Origin of the sequence: Mycobacterium sp. SMC-17 (assembly GCF_045310915.1) — a bacterium.
In the GTDB taxonomy this organism is placed as follows: domain Bacteria; phylum Actinomycetota; class Actinomycetes; order Mycobacteriales; family Mycobacteriaceae; genus Mycobacterium.
On record NZ_JBJIAK010000017.1, the window covers coordinates 93,989 to 114,120 of the forward strand.

The 20,132-nt window shown below is 67.6% G+C and carries 22 protein-coding genes; 10 read left to right on the forward strand and 12 right to left on the reverse strand.

The genetic code is table 11. From position 1 onward, the window contains the following. The first annotated feature begins 27 nt into the window (after positions 1 to 27). Positions 28 to 819, forward strand: a complete 792-nt coding sequence (locus ACJH7A_RS13570) for an enoyl-CoA hydratase (RefSeq protein WP_406802128.1) — start codon at positions 28 to 30, stop codon at positions 817 to 819. 216 nt (positions 820 to 1,035) lie between these two features. After that, positions 1,036 to 2,319 carry a tetracycline efflux MFS transporter Tet(V) gene (tet(V), locus tag ACJH7A_RS13575; RefSeq protein WP_406802129.1) on the forward strand — a complete coding sequence of 428 codons (1,284 nt, stop codon included), beginning with the start codon at positions 1,036 to 1,038 and terminating at the stop codon, positions 2,317 to 2,319. Positions 2,320 to 2,376: 57 nt separating this feature from the next. On the opposite strand, the gene ACJH7A_RS13580 is transcribed toward tet(V), so the two are convergent. After that, on the reverse strand, positions 2,377 to 2,892 hold the full coding sequence (locus ACJH7A_RS13580; RefSeq protein ID WP_155902415.1) for a gamma carbonic anhydrase family protein: 516 nt from the start codon (positions 2,890 to 2,892) through the stop codon (positions 2,377 to 2,379). Between the two features lie 111 nt (positions 2,893 to 3,003). Here ACJH7A_RS13580 and ACJH7A_RS13585 point away from each other — a divergent pair, with 111 nt between their 5' ends. Both ACJH7A_RS13585 and ACJH7A_RS13590 read left to right on the forward strand, forming a co-directional pair. Further along, positions 3,004 to 4,224 (forward strand): MFS transporter, encoded by a 1,221-nt coding sequence (locus ACJH7A_RS13585; protein ID WP_406802139.1) that lies wholly within the window; start codon positions 3,004 to 3,006, stop codon positions 4,222 to 4,224. 133 nt (positions 4,225 to 4,357) lie between these two features. After that, the gene (locus tag ACJH7A_RS13590; RefSeq protein ID WP_346415171.1) at positions 4,358 to 5,101 is read left to right on the forward strand and encodes a fasciclin domain-containing protein; all 744 of its coding nucleotides are present in this window, start codon (positions 4,358 to 4,360) and stop codon (positions 5,099 to 5,101) included. Between the two features lie 95 nt (positions 5,102 to 5,196). Here ACJH7A_RS13590 and ACJH7A_RS13595 read toward each other — a convergent pair whose 3' ends face one another. The 3 genes from ACJH7A_RS13595 to ACJH7A_RS13605 are packed head-to-tail and all read right to left on the reverse strand — an operon-like array spanning position 5,197 to position 8,298. After that, the gene (locus ACJH7A_RS13595; protein ID WP_346415172.1) at positions 5,197 to 6,339 is read right to left on the reverse strand and encodes an acyl-CoA dehydrogenase family protein; all 1,143 of its coding nucleotides are present in this window, start codon (positions 6,337 to 6,339) and stop codon (positions 5,197 to 5,199) included. 13 nt (positions 6,340 to 6,352) lie between these two features. After that, complete coding sequence (locus tag ACJH7A_RS13600) at positions 6,353 to 7,153, reverse strand: crotonase/enoyl-CoA hydratase family protein (protein ID WP_406784207.1); 801 nt, start codon at positions 7,151 to 7,153, stop codon at positions 6,353 to 6,355. After that, positions 7,150 to 8,298: an acetyl-CoA C-acyltransferase gene (locus tag ACJH7A_RS13605; protein ID WP_346415174.1), complete on the reverse strand. Its 1,149-nt coding sequence runs from the start codon at positions 8,296 to 8,298 to the stop codon at positions 7,150 to 7,152. The genes ACJH7A_RS13600 and ACJH7A_RS13605 overlap by 4 nt, the downstream gene beginning before the upstream one ends. A gap of 219 nt (positions 8,299 to 8,517) precedes the next feature. Between ACJH7A_RS13605 and ACJH7A_RS13610 the strand changes: the two genes are divergently transcribed. Next, positions 8,518 to 9,315: a GntR family transcriptional regulator gene (locus tag ACJH7A_RS13610; protein ID WP_346415175.1), complete on the forward strand. Its 798-nt coding sequence runs from the start codon at positions 8,518 to 8,520 to the stop codon at positions 9,313 to 9,315. On the opposite strand, the gene ACJH7A_RS13615 is transcribed toward ACJH7A_RS13610, so the two are convergent. The 5 genes from ACJH7A_RS13615 to ACJH7A_RS13635 form a co-directional block, all read right to left on the reverse strand. Further along, a complete protein-coding gene (locus tag ACJH7A_RS13615) occupies positions 9,305 to 11,032 on the reverse strand; it encodes a DUF3556 domain-containing protein (RefSeq protein WP_406802130.1) in 1,728 nt (575 codons plus the stop codon). The genes ACJH7A_RS13610 and ACJH7A_RS13615 overlap by 11 nt on opposite strands. Positions 11,033 to 11,144: 112 nt before the next feature. Continuing rightward, positions 11,145 to 11,660, reverse strand: coding sequence for a DoxX family protein (locus ACJH7A_RS13620; protein WP_406802131.1), 516 nt, complete (start codon positions 11,658 to 11,660; stop codon positions 11,145 to 11,147). Between the two features lie 9 nt (positions 11,661 to 11,669). Further along, on the reverse strand, positions 11,670 to 12,908 hold the full coding sequence (locus ACJH7A_RS13625) for a WS/DGAT domain-containing protein (RefSeq protein WP_406802140.1): 1,239 nt from the start codon (positions 12,906 to 12,908) through the stop codon (positions 11,670 to 11,672). Positions 12,909 to 12,987: 79 nt separating this feature from the next. After that, positions 12,988 to 13,617, reverse strand: a complete 630-nt coding sequence (locus ACJH7A_RS13630) for a hypothetical protein (RefSeq protein ID WP_406802132.1) — start codon at positions 13,615 to 13,617, stop codon at positions 12,988 to 12,990. Next, positions 13,614 to 14,249 carry an Mce protein gene (locus tag ACJH7A_RS13635; RefSeq protein ID WP_406802133.1) on the reverse strand — a complete coding sequence of 212 codons (636 nt, stop codon included), beginning with the start codon at positions 14,247 to 14,249 and terminating at the stop codon, positions 13,614 to 13,616. The genes ACJH7A_RS13630 and ACJH7A_RS13635 overlap by 4 nt, the downstream gene beginning before the upstream one ends. Positions 14,250 to 14,387: 138 nt before the next feature. Here ACJH7A_RS13635 and ACJH7A_RS13640 point away from each other — a divergent pair, with 138 nt between their 5' ends. From ACJH7A_RS13640 to ACJH7A_RS13655, 4 genes are all read left to right on the forward strand, one after another. Then, positions 14,388 to 15,275, forward strand: a complete 888-nt coding sequence (locus tag ACJH7A_RS13640; protein ID WP_064980910.1) for an alpha/beta fold hydrolase — start codon at positions 14,388 to 14,390, stop codon at positions 15,273 to 15,275. Positions 15,276 to 15,309: 34 nt separating this feature from the next. Then, a complete protein-coding gene (locus ACJH7A_RS13645; protein ID WP_020099254.1) occupies positions 15,310 to 16,140 on the forward strand; it encodes an adenylate/guanylate cyclase domain-containing protein in 831 nt (276 codons plus the stop codon). Between the two features lie 177 nt (positions 16,141 to 16,317). Beyond that, complete coding sequence (locus ACJH7A_RS13650; protein WP_167838047.1) at positions 16,318 to 17,010, forward strand: guanylate cyclase; 693 nt, start codon at positions 16,318 to 16,320, stop codon at positions 17,008 to 17,010. Between the two features lie 111 nt (positions 17,011 to 17,121). Then, positions 17,122 to 17,349, forward strand: a complete 228-nt coding sequence (locus ACJH7A_RS13655; RefSeq protein ID WP_135356691.1) for a hypothetical protein — start codon at positions 17,122 to 17,124, stop codon at positions 17,347 to 17,349. Positions 17,350 to 17,368: 19 nt separating this feature from the next. On the opposite strand, the gene ACJH7A_RS13660 is transcribed toward ACJH7A_RS13655, so the two are convergent. Continuing rightward, entirely contained in the window at positions 17,369 to 18,229 is an 861-nt protein-coding gene (locus ACJH7A_RS13660; RefSeq protein ID WP_406802134.1) for a phytanoyl-CoA dioxygenase family protein, read from the reverse strand. Between the two features lie 48 nt (positions 18,230 to 18,277). Between ACJH7A_RS13660 and ACJH7A_RS13665 the strand changes: the two genes are divergently transcribed. Beyond that, positions 18,278 to 18,856 carry a TetR/AcrR family transcriptional regulator gene (locus tag ACJH7A_RS13665; RefSeq protein ID WP_073698296.1) on the forward strand — a complete coding sequence of 193 codons (579 nt, stop codon included), beginning with the start codon at positions 18,278 to 18,280 and terminating at the stop codon, positions 18,854 to 18,856. A gap of 5 nt (positions 18,857 to 18,861) precedes the next feature. Here ACJH7A_RS13665 and ACJH7A_RS13670 read toward each other — a convergent pair whose 3' ends face one another. Both ACJH7A_RS13670 and ACJH7A_RS13675 read right to left on the reverse strand, forming a co-directional pair. Beyond that, a complete protein-coding gene (locus ACJH7A_RS13670; RefSeq protein WP_135356689.1) occupies positions 18,862 to 19,608 on the reverse strand; it encodes a class I SAM-dependent methyltransferase in 747 nt (248 codons plus the stop codon). Positions 19,609 to 19,636: 28 nt separating this feature from the next. Continuing rightward, positions 19,637 to 20,035 carry a VOC family protein gene (locus tag ACJH7A_RS13675; protein WP_064858229.1) on the reverse strand — a complete coding sequence of 133 codons (399 nt, stop codon included), beginning with the start codon at positions 20,033 to 20,035 and terminating at the stop codon, positions 19,637 to 19,639. Between the last annotated feature and the right edge of the window lie 97 nt (positions 20,036 to 20,132).

Genomic DNA, 20,132 nt, shown 5'->3' on the forward strand with positions numbered 1-20,132 from the left:
GGCCCGCCCATGAAACTGGGGTACTGAATGACTTACACCGGATCCGACGATCTGACGGTCTCACTGGAAGACGGCGTGTTGTCCGTGACGCTCAACCGGCCGGACACGCTGAACTCGCTGTCGCTGGAAATGCTCGAACTCCTCGGCGATGCGGTGCTCCAGGCCGCGACCGATCCCGAGGTCAAGGTGGTCCGGCTGGGCGGTGCGGGCCGTGGCTTCTGCTCCGGCGCGGGCCTGAGCCCCGAGGACCAGGAGGCCAAGAAATTCGATGCCGCCGCGGTGCTGAACGCGGCCAACCGGGCCGTCGCGGCGCTGGTGAACCTGCCCAAGCCCGCGGTCGCGGTGGTGCACGGCGTCGCCGCCGGTGTCGGGGTGTCCCTGGCCCTCGGGTGCGACATCGTCCTGGCATCGGAGAAGTCGGCGTTCCTGTTGGCGTTCACCAAGATCGGCCTGATGCCCGACGGCGGCGCCTCGGCTCTGGTCGCCGCATCGATCGGCCGGGCCCGGGCCATGCGGATGGCGCTGCTGGCCGAGAAGCTGCCCGCGTCCGAGGCGCTCGCCGCCGGGCTGGTGAGCTCGGTGCACGCGGCCGACGAGCTCGACGCCGAGGTCGACCGGGTTCTCAAGGCGCTCAAGTCCGGCCCGGCCGTGGCCCTGCGCAAGACCAAGCAGGCCATCAACGACGCCAGCCTGACCGAGCTGAACAACACGTTCGCCCGCGAAACCGCCGGGCAGATCCAGCTTTTGAACGCCGCCGACTTCCGCGAGGGCGTGGCGTCCTTCCAGGAGCGCCGGCTGCCGGTCTACACCGACGTGTAGCGAACGGGTCCACACCACGAGCGTGCGCACAGATCACCAGATCCGCGGTTGACGCGCTCTGGTTGCACAGTCGCGGAGTCATGCGTTTCGGCGGGTTCGCGAGTGTGCAACCAGGGCGTCGATTTCGCGGATCCGGTGATCTGGTTGCACATTCGCGGCAATGGCTCATACCGACGTACGGCCTAAATCGCTTGACGGGCGCGGGACGATGGACTGGTGAGTTCCCAGTTCGACGTCGAAACGCCAGAACCGCGGACCACTGACCGCTGGCGGGTGTTCGCGCCCTTACGTTTCCGCGAGTACCGCCTGCTCATCGCGGCCGTCTCGCTGTCCATCTTCGCCGAGGGCATGTGGACGGTCGTGGCCGCGCTGCAAGTCATCGCGCTGGACAACGATCCGGCCGCGCTGTCTCTGGTGGCGACCTGCCTGGGTACCGGCCTGGTGTGCTTCGTGTTGGTCGGTGGCATCGCGGCCGACCGGCTGAACCGACGAAACATCATCATCACCGTCGAGACCGTCAACCTCGCCGCGGTGACGGCCGTCGCCGTCCTCAGCACAACTGGGGCGCTGCGCATTTGGCACATGGCGGTGGCGGCGACCTGCCTCGGCATCGCCGCGGCCTTCTTCTTCCCGGCCTACAGCGCGTTGCTCCCCCGCATCCTGCCTGCCGAACAACTGTTGGCGGCCAACGGTATTGAGGGCGCGGTGCGCCCGGTGCTGCAGCAGGCGATCGGCCCGGCCGCCGCCGGCGTCCTGGTCGGGCTGACGTTCCCGAGTATCGGTGCGACGACGGTCGCGGTGTTGTTCGCCGTGGGCCTGGTTCTGCTGGTGGCCACCCGGCCGAGCACCGTCCGGGCCGACGAGGAACCGGTCGAGCACAAGCACGTCCTGCACGACCTGCGCGACGGTTTCCGGTTCATGACCCGCACCCCGTGGCTGTTGTGGACCCTGCTGGTCGCGAGCGTCTACGTGTTGGTGGTGCTGGGACCCATCGAGGTGCTGGTGCCGTTCATCGCCGAACGACGCTTCGAAGACGGCCCGCGCGCCTACGGGTTCATCATGGCCGGGTTCGGTATCGGCAGCGCCGTTGGCGCACTTGCGGTTTCCGCCGCGCGGATGCCGCGGCACTACCTGACCGCGATGATGGTGATCTGGGGCCTCGGCGCGCTGCCACTCGTCGTGGTCGGCAGCACGTGGTCGTTCCCCGTCATGCTCGCCGCGACGTTCCTTGTCGGCATCGGCGAGGGCGCCAGCATGGTGATCTGGGGGACGCTGCTGCAGATGCGGGTACCGACCGAGATGCTGGGCCGGGTCTCGAGCCTCGACTTCTTCGTCTCGCTGGTGTTCCTGCCGGTGTCCTACGCGATCGTCGGCCCGCTGTCGAAAATCGTTCCGATGCAATGGATTTTCGTGGTGTCCGGCGTGGTGCCGTTGGTGCTGACGGCCATCGCGTGGGGCGTGGCCAGGATGCGCGCCGACGAACTGGCCCACCCCCTGTGATTTGTGCACGATTTTCCGCGGCGGGCGCGGAAAATCGTGCACAAATCCCTGGTCGAACTAGCCGCGGTGCAACGTGAGCAGGTGCTCGTAAACCTGGCCGTTGATGCGGTTGTGGTTGATCTCGTCTTCGGTCAGCTCGCGGCGGATCTTGCCCGGCACACCGGCGATCATGGTCCCCGGCGGCACCACGAAACCTTGCGGCACAACGGTTCCGGCCGCGACCAGGGAGCCGGCGCCGATCACCGCGCCGTTGAGGACGATGGCCCCCATGCCCACCAGGGCGCCGTCCTCCACCGTGCAGCCGTGCAGGACCGCGTTGTGCCCGACGCTGACGCCGGCGCCCACCTTCACCGGGAAGCCCGGGTCGACGTGCACCGTGCAGCCGTCCTGGATGTTGGAGCCCTCACCGATCTCGATGGGCTCGAACTCGGCGCGCAGCGTGGTGCCGTACCAGATGCTGGCCCGCGCGGCGAGCGTCACCTGGCCGAGCACCGATGCGGTCGGCGCGACCCACGACTCGTCGTGCAGCTGCGGGGCGTGGCCCTGGATGGGAAGAATCAACGGTCCTGACATGCGGCAGAGTTTAGGTCGCGCGCCACCGCGGCCGGGAGCGTGGCGCAATCTGTGCGATTCGTGTCGGTTCTGCCACTGGCCTGGCCGTGGCGCACCGGCCAGAGTGGGGCGGTGACGCTCACCTCGACGACTGCGCCGACTCGCGCCGCATGGGCGGTGGCCGCCGTCAGTTTCCTGGCGATCCTGGCCGCCGCCGGCTTCCGGGCGGTCCCCGGCGTGCTGATGACCCCGCTGCACCATGAGTTCGGTTGGTCGCACGCCACGGTCGGCCTCGCGATGTCGGTCAACATGACGCTGTTCGGGGTCACCGCTCCGTTCGCGGCTGCGCTGATGGACCGATTCGGCGTCCGGCCGGTGCTGTCGGTGGCGCTGGGGCTGATCACCGCCGGTTCGGCACTGTCGGTCCGGATGACGTCCGGTTGGCAGCTGGTGGCGTGCTGGGGCGTATTGGTCGGTATCGGTACCGGCTGCATCTCGATGGGCTTCGTGGCGACCCTCGCCACCCGCTGGTTCGACGAACGCCGCGGCCTGGTGACCGGCGTGCTGACCGCAGCCAGCGCCACCGGGCAACTCATCTTCCTGCCCCTGGTCGCCGAGGTCGCGACCCGTCACGGCTGGCGCTGGGCCTGCCTCATCGTCGCCGCGGCCGCGTTCGCGGTCGTCGCACCCGTCCTCATCGTCATGCGCCACCATCCTCCTGCGCCGACGGCGGCGCCGACCAACGGCTTCCGGTCCGCGCTCGACGGGCTCGTCGTCGGCGCGCGGGTGCCCGTGTTCTGGCTCCTCGCGGGCAGCTTCGCGATCTGCGGTATGACCACCAACGGATTGATCGGCACCCACTTCATCCCTGCCGCAGGCGACCACGGCATGCCGACGACGGTCGCCGCGGGGCTGCTGGCCACGATCGGCGTTCTCGACGTGGCGGGCACGGTCTGTTCGGGCTGGCTCACCGACCGGGTCGATCCGCGGCTCCTGCTCACTGTGTATTACGTCGGACGCGGGATTTCGCTGATGCTGCTGCCTTCGCTGCTTTCCGCGCACGCCGACCCGGGCACCTGGGTGTTCATCGTCTTCTACGGCCTGGACTGGGTTGCCACGGTGCCGCCCACGATCGCGCTGTGCCGCGACTACTTCGGTGATCGGTCCCCGGTGGTGTTCGGCTGGGTGTTTGCCGCGCATCAGGTCGGCGCCGCGATCGCCGCGGCCGCCGCCGGCTGGCTCCGCGATCTGCAAGGTAACTATGACCTGGCCTTTCAACTCGCGGCAGGCTTGTGCGCGGTCGCCGCGCTGCTGTGCTTCAGCGTTCGAAAAGTGCAGGTCAGCCCCGCCTGACGAAACCGGACCGCCGGTAGCTGATTTTGCTGTTTCCCAGAGCCAGCCATTACCATTCGACGGGCGCCACGCCCCGGATGGGGTCTCCCCGGTCGGGCGGGGTGCGCGTCATGAACAGCTGAGGAGCCGAACCATGAAGACTCGCACCAGCAGATTTCTGGGCGTAACCGCGGCCGTCGCCGCCCTGACCGCATCGCTGCCGCTGGCAGTGTCCGCCTACGCGGACCCGCCGCCGCTGCCGCCGCCGACCAACAAGACGGTGGACCCCCAGGGCCCCGGCTGCGACAAGGTCAAGACGGGCATGCCCGACCTGAAGACGTTGGTCAACAAGCCCGTGAGCCAGGCGCTGGCCGCCATTCCGGCGATCAGCACCTTCAACTCGGCGATCTCCGGCGGCCTGAACCCCGCCGTGAACATCACCAGCGTGCTGGACAACGGCCCGTACGTCGTGTTCGCGCCGACCAACGAAGCCTTCGCGGCGCTGGACCCGGCCAAGCTGGAGGCCCTGAAGGCCGACCCGGCCGCGCTGACGAGCCTGGACTACTACCACGTGTTCCTGGGCGTGCTGGGCAATGACACCGTCAAGGGCCAGCGTCCGACGCAGCAGGGCACCCAGATCAAGGTGACCGGCGACGGCGGCGACATCAAGGTCAACGACACCGCCAAGCTGGTGTGTGGCGCGATCGAGGCGAGCAACGCCCGCATCTACGTGATCGACACCGTGCTGGACCTGGCTGAGGCCCCGGCCCCGGTGACCGCCGCGGGTAGCGAGACCTCCACCTCGACCTCGGCCACCACCGCGACGTCGACCTCCGCAGCGCCGAGCGCCGCCGAGTCGACCTCGGCGACCCCGACCACCACGTCGGCCGCGCGGTAGCCAACAGATTCAAACGAAATCGGCGCCCCTGCACCACGTTGTGCAGGGGCGCCGATTGGCTTTGCGGGGCTTACAGGCCACGTCGGCCGAGCCGACTACAGACCCAGGTCGCGGCCGATGATGTCCTTCATGATCTCGGTGGTGCCACCGAAGATCGTCTGGATGCGCGCATCGCAGTAGTCGCGGGCGACGCGGTACTCCATCATGTAGCCGTAGCCACCGTGCAGCTGCACGCAGCCGTCGATGACCTTCTTGGCGGTCTCGGTGCAGAACCACTTTGCCTTGGCCGCCTCGACCGCGGACAGGTCGCCGTCGAGCACGCCCTCCAGGCACCGGTCGATGTAGCGCTCGCAGACGTCGAGTTCGGTGTCCATCTCCGCCAGCAGGAAACGGTTGTGCTGGAAGCTGCCGATCGGCTGACCGAAGGCCTTGCGGTCCTTGGCGTATTGCAGTGTCTGGCGCCAGGATTCGCGCGCACCGGCAATCGCGGAGATCGCGATGCCGAGCCGCTCCGACGGCAGGTTCTGCATCAGGTGGTAGAAGCCGCGGCCTTCCTGACCGAGGATGTTGGCCGACGGGACCCGCACGTTCTCGAAATGCAGTTCCGAGGTGTCCTGCGAGTGCAGGCCCATCTTGTCCAGTTTGCGGCCGCGGGTGAAGCCCTCCATCCCGCGTTCGACGACGAACAACGTGAAGCCCTTGTGCCCGGCCTCGGGATCGGTGCGACACACCGTCACGACGAGATCGCTGTTGATGCCCGCCGAGATGAAGGTCTTGGAGCCGTTGATGATCCAGTCGTCGCCGTCGCGGACGGCGGACGTGCGAATGCCCGCCAGGTCGCTGCCGGCACCGGGCTCGGTCATCGCGACGGCGAGGATCAGCTCACCGCTGGCGATGCCCGGCATCCACCGCGCCTTCTGTTCGTCGTTGGCGAGGTGCTTGAAATACGGTGCGACGACGTCGTTCTGGAGACTCAGCGCCGGCGCGGGGCCACCGTAGCGGGCGATCTCCTCGTCGATCACGGCGTTGAACCGGAAGTCGTCCGACCCGCCGCCGCCGAACTCCTCGGGCATGTTGAACCCGATCAGGCCGTACTTGCCGGCGGCGACGTACGCCGACCGGTCGACCATGCGTTCCTGTTCCCACTTCTCGGCATTGGGGACGAGCTCACGCTCGATGTACTGCCTGGTGGATTCCCGGAGCGCCTCGTGCTCCTCTTCGAATACTGTCCGCTTCACGATTTCTTCTCCGTCACTTGGCTTTCCATACAGGCTGACGTTTCTGCGCGAACGCCAGCGGGCCTTCCTTCGCGTCCTCGGACTGCAGCAGGGTCACGAACTCCCGGTTGGTGCGCCGCCAGCCGTCCTTCTCCGCGGTCACGACGCCGTCGTCGGCGCCGTACGCCACGCGCTTGCTCGCCTGCACCGCCAATGGTGCGTTGGACGTGATCCGTTCCGCCAGAGCCAAAGCCGCGTCGACGACGGTGCCGTCCGGGACCACCTGGTTGATCAGGCCCCAGCGCAGGGCATCGGCCGATGTCATGGGCTCACCGGTGAACAGCAGCTCCAGTGCCACCTTGCGCGGCAGCTGGTCGACGATCCGGAACACGCCGCCGGCACCGGCGATCAGTCCCCGCTTCACTTCCGGCAGGCCGAATTTCGCGCTCTCCTCGGCGACCACGAGGTCGCTCGCCAGCGCCAGTTCCGAGCCGCCGCCCAGCGCGGTGCCGTTGACGGCCGCGATGGTGGGTTTGTCGATGAAGTGGCTGACGTAGCCGGCGAAGCCCCAGTCCGTGTGGTCGGGGTGGAAGAGGTTCTCGCCGCGCGAGAGTGCCTTGAGATCCGCACCGGCACAGAAGGATTTGTCGCCGGAGCCGGTGATGACGACGGCCCGGATCTCGGGATCGTCCTGCGCGGCCTGCAGGGCGTCGCCGACACCGATGCTCACGGCCTGGTTCACCGCGTTGCGGGCGTCGGGCCGGTTGATGGTGATCAGCAGAACGTTGCCCCGCCGTTCGGAGAGGGCTCCGGGTTCGGCGGACACCGCGGTCACAGCAGTTCCAGGATGGTCGCGTTGGCCTGGCCGCCACCTTCACACATGGTCTGGAAACCGTACTGAATTCCGTTGTCCCGCATGTGGTGCAGCAGGGTCGTCATGATGCGGGCGCCGGAACCGCCGAGCGGGTGGCCGAGGGCGATGGCGCCACCGTTCGGGTTCAGGCGGTTCTCGTCGGCGCCGATGTCCTTGAGCCAGGCCATCGGAACGGGGGCGAAGGCCTCGTTGACCTCGAAAACCCCGATGTCGTTGACGCTCAGGCCGGACTTCGCCAACGCCTTCTGCGTGGCGGGGATCGGGGCGCTCAGCATCATCACCGGGTCGGCACCGGCCAGGACACCGGTGTGCAGACGGGCAAGAGGCTTGAGCCCCAGCTCTTTTGCCTTCTCGGCCGACATGATCAGCAGCGCGGCCGAGCCGTCGGAGATCTGAGAGGAGTTGCCGGCGTGGATGACACCGTCTTCCTTGAACGCCGGCTTGATGGCGGCCATGGACTCGACGGTGCCGCCGCGGCGGATGCCGCCGTCTTCGGTGACGATGTTGCCATCCTGGTCCTTGATCGCCACGATCTGGTCCTTGAAGGCGCCGGCATCCTGTGCGGCAGCGGCCTTTTCGTGCGACCGCAGCGAGAACTCGTCGAGCTGGGTGCGCGACAGGCCCCACTTCGCGGCCATCATCTCGGCGCCCGTGCCCTGGTTGGGTGACTGGCCGTCGTAGCGGGCGCGGAACGCCTCCGGGTACGGGTGTCCGCCGTTGGCAAGCGACGAGCCCATCGGCGTGCGCGACATCGATTCGACACCGCCGGCGACGACGACGTCGTAGTGGCCGGCGACCACACCGGCGGCGGCGAAGTGCACCGACTGCTGGCTGGAGCCGCACTGGCGGTCGACGGTGACACCGGGAACGGTCTCGGGCCAGCCGGCGGTCAGGACCGCGGTGCGGGCGATGTCGAGCGCCTGCTCTCCGGCCTGCATGACGCAGCCCCAGATCACGTCGTCGACCAGCGCCGGGTCGACGCCGGCGCGCTGCACCAGGGCGTTCAGCACCTGAGCCGAGAGCTCCGCCGGATGGACACCCGACAGGGCGCCGTTGCGCTTCCCGATGGGCGAGCGGACCGCCTCGACGATGACTGCTTCAGCCACGGACTTCTCCTTCAACGTTGAATATCGACCCGGGATTGACACCTGTAAAGGCGCCCACATCTGCGAACATAGAACAGAAGGTTTACTAGGTCAACCTACTAGTTGGTAGGCAGACGCCATTTCCGCGAATGCCGGCTGAATGCCAGGCCGCCGCCCGTTCACATGGTTTACTGAGTTGCCTAACAGGAGGCCAAGACAATCGGTTCAAGGAGGGCCCAGATGGCGCAGACTCCGCCGTTGTCGCCGATGATCGACCCACGTACTGTGCCATCCTCGGCCAGCGGCCCCATCCGCTCCCCCAAAACCGCGGAACTGGTGGCCGGCACCCTGCGCCGCATGGTCGTCGACGGCCAGCTCAAAGAAGGCGACTTCCTGCCCAACGAGGCCGAGCTGATGGCCCACTTCGGAGTCAGCCGCCCGACCCTGCGCGAGGCCGTGCGCGTGCTGGAATCCGAGCGCCTGGTCGAGGTGCGACGTGGGTCGCGCACCGGCGCCCGCGTCCGCGTGCCCGGACCCGAGATCGTCGCGCGCCCGGCGGGCCTGCTGCTGGAGCTCTCTGGCGCGACCATCTCCGACGTGACCACTGCCCGCGCCGGCATCGAACCCACCGTCGTACGGCTGCTGACCGAGCAGGGCAACACCGAGGCGTTCGACGAGCTCGACACCATGCTGGCCGAGTACGTCCCGTCCGGCTACGAGACCGGCCGCATGGCCGAGACCACCGGCGACTTCCACCAGCGCATGGTCGAGCTGTCCGGCAACGCGACGCTGGCCATCGTCGCCGGCATGCTGCACGAGATCACCGTCCGCCACATCGCTTTCGCGATGCGGGAGAACCGGCCGATGTCGAAGTCGGACTACGACATCCTGATGCGGTCCTACCGGCGGCTGATGACGCTCATGCGCTCCGGCAACGCCGCTGCGGCCGAAGCGCATTGGCGCAAGCACCTCGACGTCGCCAACGGCCTGCTGTTCGCGGGCATGGAGGACGTCAAGGTCCGCGACGTCATGCGTTAGTGACGCCGTACACGGGGACATCGTCGGCCCACGGCTGGCGGGTCACCATGTCGCGCACCTTCACGTAACCGCGCTCGAACTCGCCGGTGGCAGCGTCGACCAAGCGGTACTGCTGCGTCTGCTGGTGGATGGGCTGTGCGTCGAGCATGACGATCCGCACCTCACCGGGCTCGAAATGGCAGCGCTCCTGCAGCGCCGCGACGAGCTGTTCATTGGACATGTGGCCGTCACCGAAGTTCCAGCCGATGGCGGTCGAGACGATCCGCTCGCCGTCGGTCAGGGTGTAGTCGGCCTCGTCCAGCCCGGCCATCGCGCGGTGCGCGAGCGTGAACAGCGCGCGGCCGTGCGTGTTGAAGGCGCGGAACGCATAGCCCATGTACAGATACATCTGCGCGTTCTCGGGGCTGCCGTAATACCGCTCCATCTGGGTCGCGGGCATGCTGGCGATCGCGACGATGTTCTTCTCGATCTTCTCCGAAGCCGACGGCTTGATGCACCACAGCGACGTGTCCCAGTTGCCGGCGTAGTACCGCATGCCCGGCAGGAAAGAGACCTTGCGCGGGAACAGGTTTCCGATGACGACGGTGCCCGCGACGACCGCGAACAGCACCAGCGGCCACGGCGACGTCAGGTCGGTGATGCCGATGTCGGCGTGCCCGACGAACAGCGTCACGACGCAGAACATCATGAAGACGTTCCACTCCAGCGGCACGCCCATCGGGATCGCCGACAGGATGCCGAAGTGGAAGCACAGCATGACGAACGCGGCGAGGTACGTCGGCCAGCCGCCGTGGCTGAAGAACAGCGCGAGCGGTACCGCGCCCTCGATGAAGGTGCTGAAGTGCGCCATGAAGCGTGACGGGCGGCCGGGGCGCAGGTCGTCCGGGAAGTGTTCGAAGAACGCGCGCTTGATGAACTTCGGCCGCAGGACGGGGTTGTTGCTCATCATCGTGGAAATGACGAACGGGAAGTGGTGGTTGAGTTTCGACGTCGCGGCGCCCAGCCAGATCACCATGCACACGAGCTTGGCGGCGATGATCAGGTCGACGCCGTAGCCGGCGAACAGGAAGGCGACGGTGAACGAGCCGTACACCTCGCCGCGCGCGGCCAGGAAGATCACCTTGTCGCGCAGGCCGGCCAGGGCGAGCACGCCGAGGATGGCCCAGATGTGCCACATCGGGAGCACGCCGACGTGCGCGCCGGGCAGGACGGGACCGGTACCGTCGGCGCACAGGGCGACGACGAGCAGGACGAGCAGCGCGCCGTAGAGCAGCACATCAACAGGGGTCCGGGCATCACCACGCGTCAGCGGGATGCGGCCGGGCCACGGCGGCAGACGAATGGTCTTCGGCCGCAGCCAGTACAGAATCGAGCCCATCGGCGGGAAGAAGCGGTTGTTCAGCGGGCCGAACCCGCAGCCGAGGCCGATGACCTCGAACAGCATCGTGTACAGCACGACCTTCTCGAAGACGATCGGCTCGGTCCACCACGCCGCGACGTTCGTGAACCCGTCGATCCCCTTGGTGGACAACGCGATCAGCCAGCCACCCAAGATGTAGAGGCAGATCTTGACGACGTAGAACAGGTGCAGTGCCACGGGAGTGCCGAAGCCCGTCTCGGCCCAGTGCCGGGCCATGGGGACGATCTTCTGCGCGCGGCTGCCCTTGTTCCACTCCTCGAAGTCGATGACAGGAGTGTCCTGCGTGAGAAAACCCATGCCCGTCAGACTAGAACGTGTTCTAGTCTGACGGAATCAGATCCCCTCAGTTCGTCCGGTAGCCAGGTCGCCGGCATTCGAGAAACCCGCGCCCCGGGCCAACGACAGGTGCTCAGGCCTTGGCGGGCGGACGGAAGAAGATCAGCAACTGCCCGATGCCACCGGCGAGCCCGAGTCCGACGGCGATCGCCAGCCCGCACCAGCCGTGCAGCAGGTGATAGAAGCCGGTGTTGTGGAAGAGCAGGCAGTCCAGGCTGTAGCGGCCCGCACCGGTGCCCGCGATCGCCACGGCCGCGACGCCCAGCACCAGGTTGTACTCCCAGCCGGATTTCACGATGAAGAAGCCGTTTTCGCGGTGCACCGTCCAGGCCGCCACCACCATCAGCGCCACGAATCCCGCGGCGGGGATCGGCGTCAGGAAGCCGACCGCGAGACCCAGGCCCGCAAGGATTTCGGTGCCGGCAGCCAGGCGGGCATGCAGCATGCCGGGCTTCATACCGATGCTGTCGAACCAGGCGGCGGTACCCGGGATGCGGCCACCACCGAAGAACTTGTTGTACCCGTGCGCGGCCATGGTCAGACCGAGCACCACCCGCAGCAACAGAATCGAGAACGCGTAAGCAGTCACGCGATGAATCTAGCCCGCGGCGTCCAGGACCGCTGACAACCGTTCCACATACGAATCGACATCCGGTAAGGCCGACGGGGACGCATGCACGCTGATCGTGACGGTGTCCCCGATGCCGTGCACGCCGTGCGTCAACCCCATCATCGGCGACAGCGCCGGACATGCGGTGGTCAGCACCACCGGGCAGCCGCCGAATGTCAGATCGGCCGCGCCGCGGTTGACGCTCGAGACCACGGTGTTCCCGGTGGCCGTCGTGGACCGCGCGTGCACGTCGAATTGCGCGGTGCCCCAACGCAGCAGCCGCGCCGGCACCGCTGCGGTGGCGGCATCGCTCGTCGCGGCAGAAGGATGCTCGAACCGCTGCCGTCGCATGGCGAGTTCCGACTCGATCCGGACCGCCCGCTCATGAAAGGGCAAATCCGGGCGCAGGGCCACGCCGACGTTGCCGTAGTGGTTGTACGCCCGGCGGGCCCCCGTCTTGGCCATCGGCACCTCGGCCCCGAGCGCGGTGATCCCACCCAGCTCGGCCGCCAGTGCCTCGGAGATGGCCGCCAGTACGCCGATCGTCACCGTCGGCCCGGGCAGATGCGTACGGTGACGCACCACCGTCCGCAATGTGTCGGGGCCCGCCGGCGCGTTGTTGGTCGGCTGCACCGGCCACGAATCCGCCGGTGGGGCAACAGCACCCGACTCGGTGTCCCGCACGAGTTGCCGGTGGGCGGCACTGGCGCGCCACGCCAGGTACGGCAGCGCCCATGTCCCCAGCCGCGACTCGACCACGGCAGGCACCGGCTGGTCCCGGCCGAAGATGCGCCCCATGAGGGCCGTCGCGCGCTGCCCGTCGGCGAGGGCGTGCGACATCTGCACGACGACGACGGTGCCGGGTCCCGTCGTCTCCGGTATCCCGGCGACGCCGGCGAAGACGTGCAGTCGCCATGCCTGCACGGTCGCGTCGAGCTGGTCACTCGCAGCCAGCGCGCACACGGAGCTCAGGCACCCGGACCAGGTGGCGTCCCCGGGTTCGTGCACGACGATCTGCGGGGCATCGCACCGCACCCAGGACGGATAGCGCCAGGAATGCGAATCGTCGATGCGTACCAACAACTCTGGGCACGCCGAGACATTGCGGCGCACCGCCGCCAGCGCGGCGTCCAGGTCAGCGGGCACGCCGTCGAACCCGCACACCAGGAACATGTCGTTGGGGATTTTCGCCGACATCCAGAAACTCTGGGCGTCGGCCGCCGCCATCCGGGTCACGTCCACCACCCTGGGATTTGTGCACGAAAATCCGCGCCCACCGCGGAAAATCGTGCACAAATCACGACCATCACACCGGCTCGAACTTGGCGATCAGCCACTGGCCCCCCAGTCGTTCCAGGGTCACTCGCGCGCTGGTCGGGGTGCTGGTCGGCGGCTGGTCACCGACGCGAACCGTCTGGTTGACGAACACCAGCACCACGGCATGGTTCTCCTCGACCGAGACCGCGGCGGCGGCGGGCACCGACGTCGCCGCCGCGATGTGCCGCTGTTCGGCGCCGGGGATCACCGACTTGGTCAGTGTCGTGTACTCGTCCAGGAACGGTGTGGTGAGCAGCTTGCGTGCGTCCGTCAGTTGCTGACGGACCGTGTCCGGCTGGTACGACAGCAGGGTGACCGTGCCGTCGCTGGCCAGCTTGATCACGGCGGCCCGCTGGGCGTCATTGCTGTGCTTGGTGGTCAGATACCACAGTCCGCCGGCCGCGATCACGAGCACCAGGGCCAGCACCGGCAGGACCCGGTACGCCGTCACCCGCGCCCACTCGATGCCACCGACCCGGTGCGGGTTCACTTGCCGCACAGCAGCATTGGGCGCCGCCGACGCTGTCTCGACAGCCTCAGCCGCATCCGGTTCCGCCTCCGTCGACTCGGCCTCCGCGTCGGCCGGCTCGTCAGGTTCGTCCATTTCGTGCTTGCTCATTGGATCGGCTCCACCTTCGATGCCTTGGCGCTGTCGCCCACCTTCTGCATCGTCAGCCGCACGCGCCAGTAGCGGTCGCGTTGCGGCGGCCCGCTGCCGACCTCGGTGTGCACCTTCACCGCGACCAGGACCACGCCGCTGGTGTCGTTCGCCGACTCCACGCCGGCCTCGGTGACGGTGCCGACCGACGCCGACTGCTGCTGTTTCACCGAGTCCACCACAGCCACCGAACGCTGTTTGAAGTCGTCGAAATAGGCGCCGGTCGAGGTGTCCAGCGCCCGCTTGATGTCGTCGTCGACGTGCCGGTAGTCGATGGTCGTGAGATTCACCGCAACCTGTTTTCCGGCGGTCAGGTACATCTGATGCAGGGCGTCGTCGCGACGCAACTGCAGCTCACGCTGACCGAGCCAGGCCACCAGCGCACCCAGCGCGCCGACCACCAGCACTCCCACGACCAGTGCCACGATCACCCGCTTATCCCGTTGGGGTGCAGTCGGTTTCAGGAAGGCGAGGGCGTCCTCGTCGGAGATGGCCGGTGCGTCGTCGTCGGCATCCGGGGTCTCGTCCGGGGCGCTCGTGTCGTCGTCGTCCACCTCGTCGGGATTCCTGTGCCGCCCGTGCTCGTCAGCCATATGCCTTCCTCTCGCCGCGCGCCCGGCCGGACGCGCGACACCTCGGCCGAGTCTAGAGACCGTGGGGTGACGAGGGTCCCGTTCGGTTCAGTTAGCACAGCTCGGTAACGTGCAGGAGAAGTGACGAGAGGATTCCCAGTGAGCACCGACGAACGCACTTCCCCGGCCGATGGCGGCAACGGTCCACAAACGGTGCGATTCCGCGGTATCGACGAACTGACCCTGGTCGCCGACGAGTGGAACCGCGACGCGGATGCCGCCGCGGACAAGCCCACCATCCTGATGTTGCACGGTGGCGGGCAGAACCGGCACTCCTGGAAGAACACCGGCCAGATTCTCGCGAACGCCGGCTTCCACGTCATCGCGCTGGACAGCCGTGGGCACGGCGACAGCGACCGCTCCCCCACCGCGAACTACTCGCTCGAGACGCTGACCGGCGACACCCTGCAGGTGATCTATCAGATCGGCCGGCCGGTGGCGCTGATCGGCGCCAGCATGGGCGGGCTGACCAGCCTGCCGGTCGCGCATGAAGCCGGGCCCGAACTGGTCACCAAACTGGTCCTGGTCGACGTCGTGCCGCGATTCGAGAAGAGCGGCAGCGCCCGCATCCGGGACTTCATGTTCAGCGGCATCGACGGCTTCGCCTCGCTCGAAGAGGCCGCCGACGCCGTCGCGGCGTACCTGCCGCACCGCACCCGGCCGCGCAGCGTCGAAGGCCTCAAGAAGAACCTGCGGCTGCGCGACGGCAAGTGGTTCTGGCACTGGGACCCGGCCTTCCTGACCGCGCCCGGCGACGACCCGTTCGAGCGCGCCGAGATGCTCGAGCACGCGGCGATCAACCTCGAGATCCCGATCCTGCTGATCCGCGGCAAGCTCTCCGACGTGGTCAGCACCGAAGGCGTGCAGGACTTCCTGCAGAAGGTGCCAGGCGCCCAGTTCGTCGAGCTGTCCGATGCCGGGCACACCGCCGCCGGCGACGACAACGACGCGTTCACCGACGCGGTGGTGCAGTTCGTCCGTCAATGACCCGATCGGGGCTCGTCGCCTCGATACTTGAGCGGTGACGGTATCGACGATCTCGCTGATCGCCATCTGTGTGCTCGCCGTGGTGGTCGTCGTCGAGACCATCGTGTTGCGGGTGACGCGCGCCCGGCTGCGGGCCGCGCGGCAGGAGATCGAGGAGCTGCGCGCACCGTCCGAACCCCGCACCAATCTGCTGCTGGCCGGCGGCCGCGCCGCGGTGAAGACGATGTGGCAGACCGCCAACCTCATCAACAAAGAGGGCTTCGGCGGCGCGATGTGGTCATCGATCGAGGAGCTCGCCGGCTGGGCCGAGGTGGAGCGGCCGGACCTGGCCAAGTTGGCACCGACTGGCCGCGTCGCGATCATGTTCTCGGACATCGAAGGGTCGACGGCCCTCAACGAGCGCATGGGTGACCGGGCCTGGGTGCGCCTGATCGACCATCACGACAAGTTGGTCGGCCGGTGCGTCAAGAAGCAGTCGGGGCTGGTCGTGAAGAGTCAGGGCGACGGATTCATGATCGCCTTCGCCGAGCCCGAGCAGGCCGTGCGCTGCAGCATCGACATGCAGCAGCAATTGGCGAAGGCGCCGGGTGGCGTCCGGGTCCGGATCGGGATTCACACCGGCAAGTCGGTGCGCCGGGGCGACGATCTGTTCGGCCGCAACGTCGCCATGGCCGCGCGGGTGGCGAGTCAGGCCGACGGCGGCGAGGTGCTCGTGAGCAAGGCCGTGCGAGATGCCTTGTCCGCCTCGGCTTCCTGCGCGGACATCACCTTCGACGGCGGCCGGGTGGCGGAGCTGAAGGGCTTCGCCGGGGACCACCGGCTCTATGCCGTGGGCTGGCTCCCACCGGATTCGGCCAGCCGCTGATGCAGCCGGGCGCGAATATCGTCGGCCGTATATGACTCGCGGTTGCGCTGATCGCGCGCGACCAACACGCCACCGGCGACCACGCCCGCGACACCGGCCAGGCCAACCCACTTCCACACGCCACGCATGCAGTGATTATGGCCGAGCGAAGCGCCGGGGAATGTCTAAGCTGCCCAGATGACTGGTAACGCGGTGACATTGGAGCGAGCGCTGGCCGAAACCCGGACCGGCGACATCTGGTTGTTCCGTGGGGCTTCCAAGCCCGACCGCGCCATCCAGACGCTCACCAACGCGCCCGTGAACCATGTCGGCATGACGGTCGCCATCGACGACCTGCCGCCGCTGATCTGGCACGCCGAACTCGGCGACAAACTCGAATGCCTGTGGAGCGGCAGCCACCACCGCGGCGTGCAACTCAACGATCTGCGGGCCGCTGTCGAACGGTGGGTGTACGTGTACGGGCAGCGGTGCTGGCTGCGACAGCTGACGCCGTACGCCACCCGCGAGCAGGAAGACCTGGCATTGAAAGTGGTGGCCCGCATGGACGGCACCGCGTTCCCCACCACCGCGCGGTTGACGGGCCGGTGGTTCCGTGGCCGGGCGCCGGTGGTCAGCGACTACACACGCGGAATTCCGTTGGTACATCGTAAGGTTCGCGAATCCGCCGAGAAGGACAAGAACCGCCGGCGGGCAGCCGGGCTCGAGACCGCGTATTGCGCCGAGACAGTGGCCATCACCTACGAGGAAATGGGACTGCTGGTCACCGAGAAACGCGAGAACTATTTCGATCCGGGGTCGTTCTGGAGTGGTGATTCGCTGTCGTTGACGCCGGGCTACCACTTGGGCGACGAGATCGAAATCCTGGCCTGACATGTCCGCCCGGAAAGCCGGCCAATAAACTCAATCGCCGTCAATGAAGTCAATAGGCGACTAGCATTTGTGCGCAAATTCCCAGCAAACGGGCAGCTCACAGGAGGCGGCATGCGAAAGAAAATCGCGCTGGTTGCACCATGGATTGCAGCGGCCGCGATCGGCGGCGCCGTAAGTCTCGCTCCGATGGCGGGAGCCGACCCGGACCCCGACGTCCCCTACGGCGGTGACGAATTCGACCTGCCGCAGCAGGGCCCGAACCCGTACGACTTCGGGTTCCACGAGTCGAATCACGACGAGAAGGACACCTCCGCCGGCGCCACCGACGTGCCGTACTGATCCGCCTGATCGTCGACGATCAGGCGTACTGATCGCCGGCGATCTCCAGCAGCCGCTTCGGGTGCATGCCGTCCACCTGCCCGATGAAGGGCGGGTGAATGCTGTAGCCGAGCATGCGGCGTATGTCTTCCGATACCCGGCGGACGGTGTCGCGGGTCATCGACAACGTGAATGCCTCCTGAGGCCGGAGCCACGGCTCGCAGTATTGGGCGGTGACCGCCAGCCGCGGAAGGTCGGTGCGGTTCGCCCCGCCGCCGTGCCACAGCGTGCCCGGAAAGAACACGCAGGACCCGGCTTTCATCACCACGGGCCGGCGCTCGACGTCGTCGCCGGGCAGCCGGTCGCCCCAGAGCTGGCTGCCGGGCACGACGTCGGTGGCACCGTTGTCGGCGGTGAAATCGTCGATGGCCCAGATGGTCGCCGCGCCCAACGGGGCACGGGGCCGCGGCAGCGGGTAGAAGCCGTCGTCGGTGTGCAGCATCTGCGCCTGCTCCCCCGGCAGGATGTTGATCACCTGGAGCATCGACAGCAGATAGTTGGGCAGGAACATCCGGTCCAGCAGTGCGAGCACGCGCGGGTGGTCGGCGATGACGTCGCACGCCGCGGTCTTGTTGAGCACGCTGTAGATGCGCTGCGTCGACCGTCCCTCAAAACCGTTGCGGCCGTGTCGATCCAGCATCGGCGTCACGGCGGCGCGGATCTCGTCCAGCTGGGTCGCACTGAGCAGATCGGGCAGGATCACGTAGCCGTCGCGCGTCATCGTGGCGATATCGGCATCGACGATCGCGGGGTCGACGGTCGCGCCGCTGCTTTCGGTCCGGCGATAGGTGCCGGCCAGGTCGCCGCTCAAGTCCGCCAGCGATGACACTTCAGTGCTCATTGCTCCACTCCCGCCGAAACATAACCGAGTTCTGTTATGTTTTGGACTATGGCACGTGCCCCGATCGGACGTCAACAACTTCTGACCGCCGCGCGCGACGAACTGGTGCGCGGCAACGGCGTGCTCGAACTGAGCGCACTGACCCGCCGGGCGCAGCTCAGCACCGGCGCCCTCTATCACCACTTCGGTTCCAAAAGTGGGCTTCTCGCAGCGGTTTACGACGACTTCTATCACGGGCTGCGCCATGCCATCGCCGACGTGCACCTACCCGTCGACGCCGACTGGGGAGTCCGGGAGCGCGAGCGCACCCGCCGTTTCGTCGTCTACCACTTCGACGATGAGCTGGCGCCGATCCTGCTCGGCCGCGCGACGCTGGACCCCGAACTCGCCGAACTCGAAGCGGTTCATCTGCAGACGATGAGCGAGGCAGCGGCCGACAACATCCGCCGCGGGCAGCACGACGGTGACTTGCCCGACGACATCGACGCGGACAGCGCCGGGGCGTTCGTCATCGGCGGACTGCGGCACAGCATCGCCCAACAGCTCCGGGCCACACCGCGTGCCGATCCCGATCTTGCCGCCGAACGGCTCTGGCATCTGGTCGCCGCGGCACTCGGCATTTCGTGACGGGATCAGACGGTGCCGCGCGCCGCCCACGCCGTGGCCGTCACGGTGAACGGTCCGTCGCCAAGACGTTCGCGCGCAACGGTTTTCAGCATGCCGCGCCCCTCGTCATCGAGGCGCTGGACGTAGTCCCCGGCCGGTCCGACACCGAACGTGTACGGCTCCCACCACTCCTCGAAGCTCGGGTGCAGCACGTCGATGGCGATGGCATCCTCTGTCACGTTGCGTAGCCCGGCGGCGTCGAAGATCTCGGTGAGGTGGCCTCTGTGCGCGCCAGATAGCAACGCCTCGTCCTGTGCGTCGGGGTCGATCACGTGGACGGCGTCCCAGAACGGTGCCAGCGCACCCGTCGGGCCGTCCCACGCGCACGCCGCGACGACGCCCCCGGGCCGGGTCACCCGCGCCATCTGCCCGATGCCGGCGACGGGATCGGTCATGAAATGCACCACCAGTTGGGCGAGCGCGGCGTCGAAAGTCGCAGTGTCGTAAGGCAGTTCCTCAGCGGTCCCGAGGCGGGCGTCGAGCCCGGGGAACCGCGCCTGGATCGCATCGACGAACGGCGGCGACGGATCGATGGCCGCAACCTCGGCGCCCGTCGCCAGCAGCCGCGCTGTCAGCGCGCCGGGTCCGCTGCCGACGTCGAGCACCTTCGCTCCGGCCGTGATCCCGGCGAAGGCGGCGAAGACGTCCGCGAGCGGCTCGGCGTATCGGCCCATGTAGCGGCCGTACGCGTCCGGCGAGACGACGAAGCTCACCAGCAGATGCTATGCCGCATATCAGCTACTACGCCCCGAATTTGGCCTTGGCATCGTCTCTCACCGGCGTGAAGAGGTTGACGAGGTTGCCGTCGGGATCGCGGAACAACAGCGACCGGTTACCCCATGGCATCGTGGTGGGCTCGGTGACGACCTCGTCCAACCGGCTTCGCAGCCGTTCGTACTCCGCGTCGACGTCATCCACGATGAACTCGATGATGGTGCTCCGGTTGGCCGCCGGCTCGGCGGAACCCGCCCCGAACAAGGGCACGGTCTTGTCGCTGCCGATCGCCAAAGTGCCCACCGGCGTGGGGATCTCCGCGAACAGTTCATTGGCCCAGACCGCCTCGGCCCCGGTCACCAATTCATAGAAGCCGACCAGGCTCGGGACGTCGGCGGTGATGATGCGGGTGGACACAAGCTTCATGCTGCGCACGATATCGGCGACCACCGACATTGATTGTGTTCAACCCGTTCGGGCGAGGATGACCTTGCTCGTTCGCCGCTGGTGATGACCCTCCCAC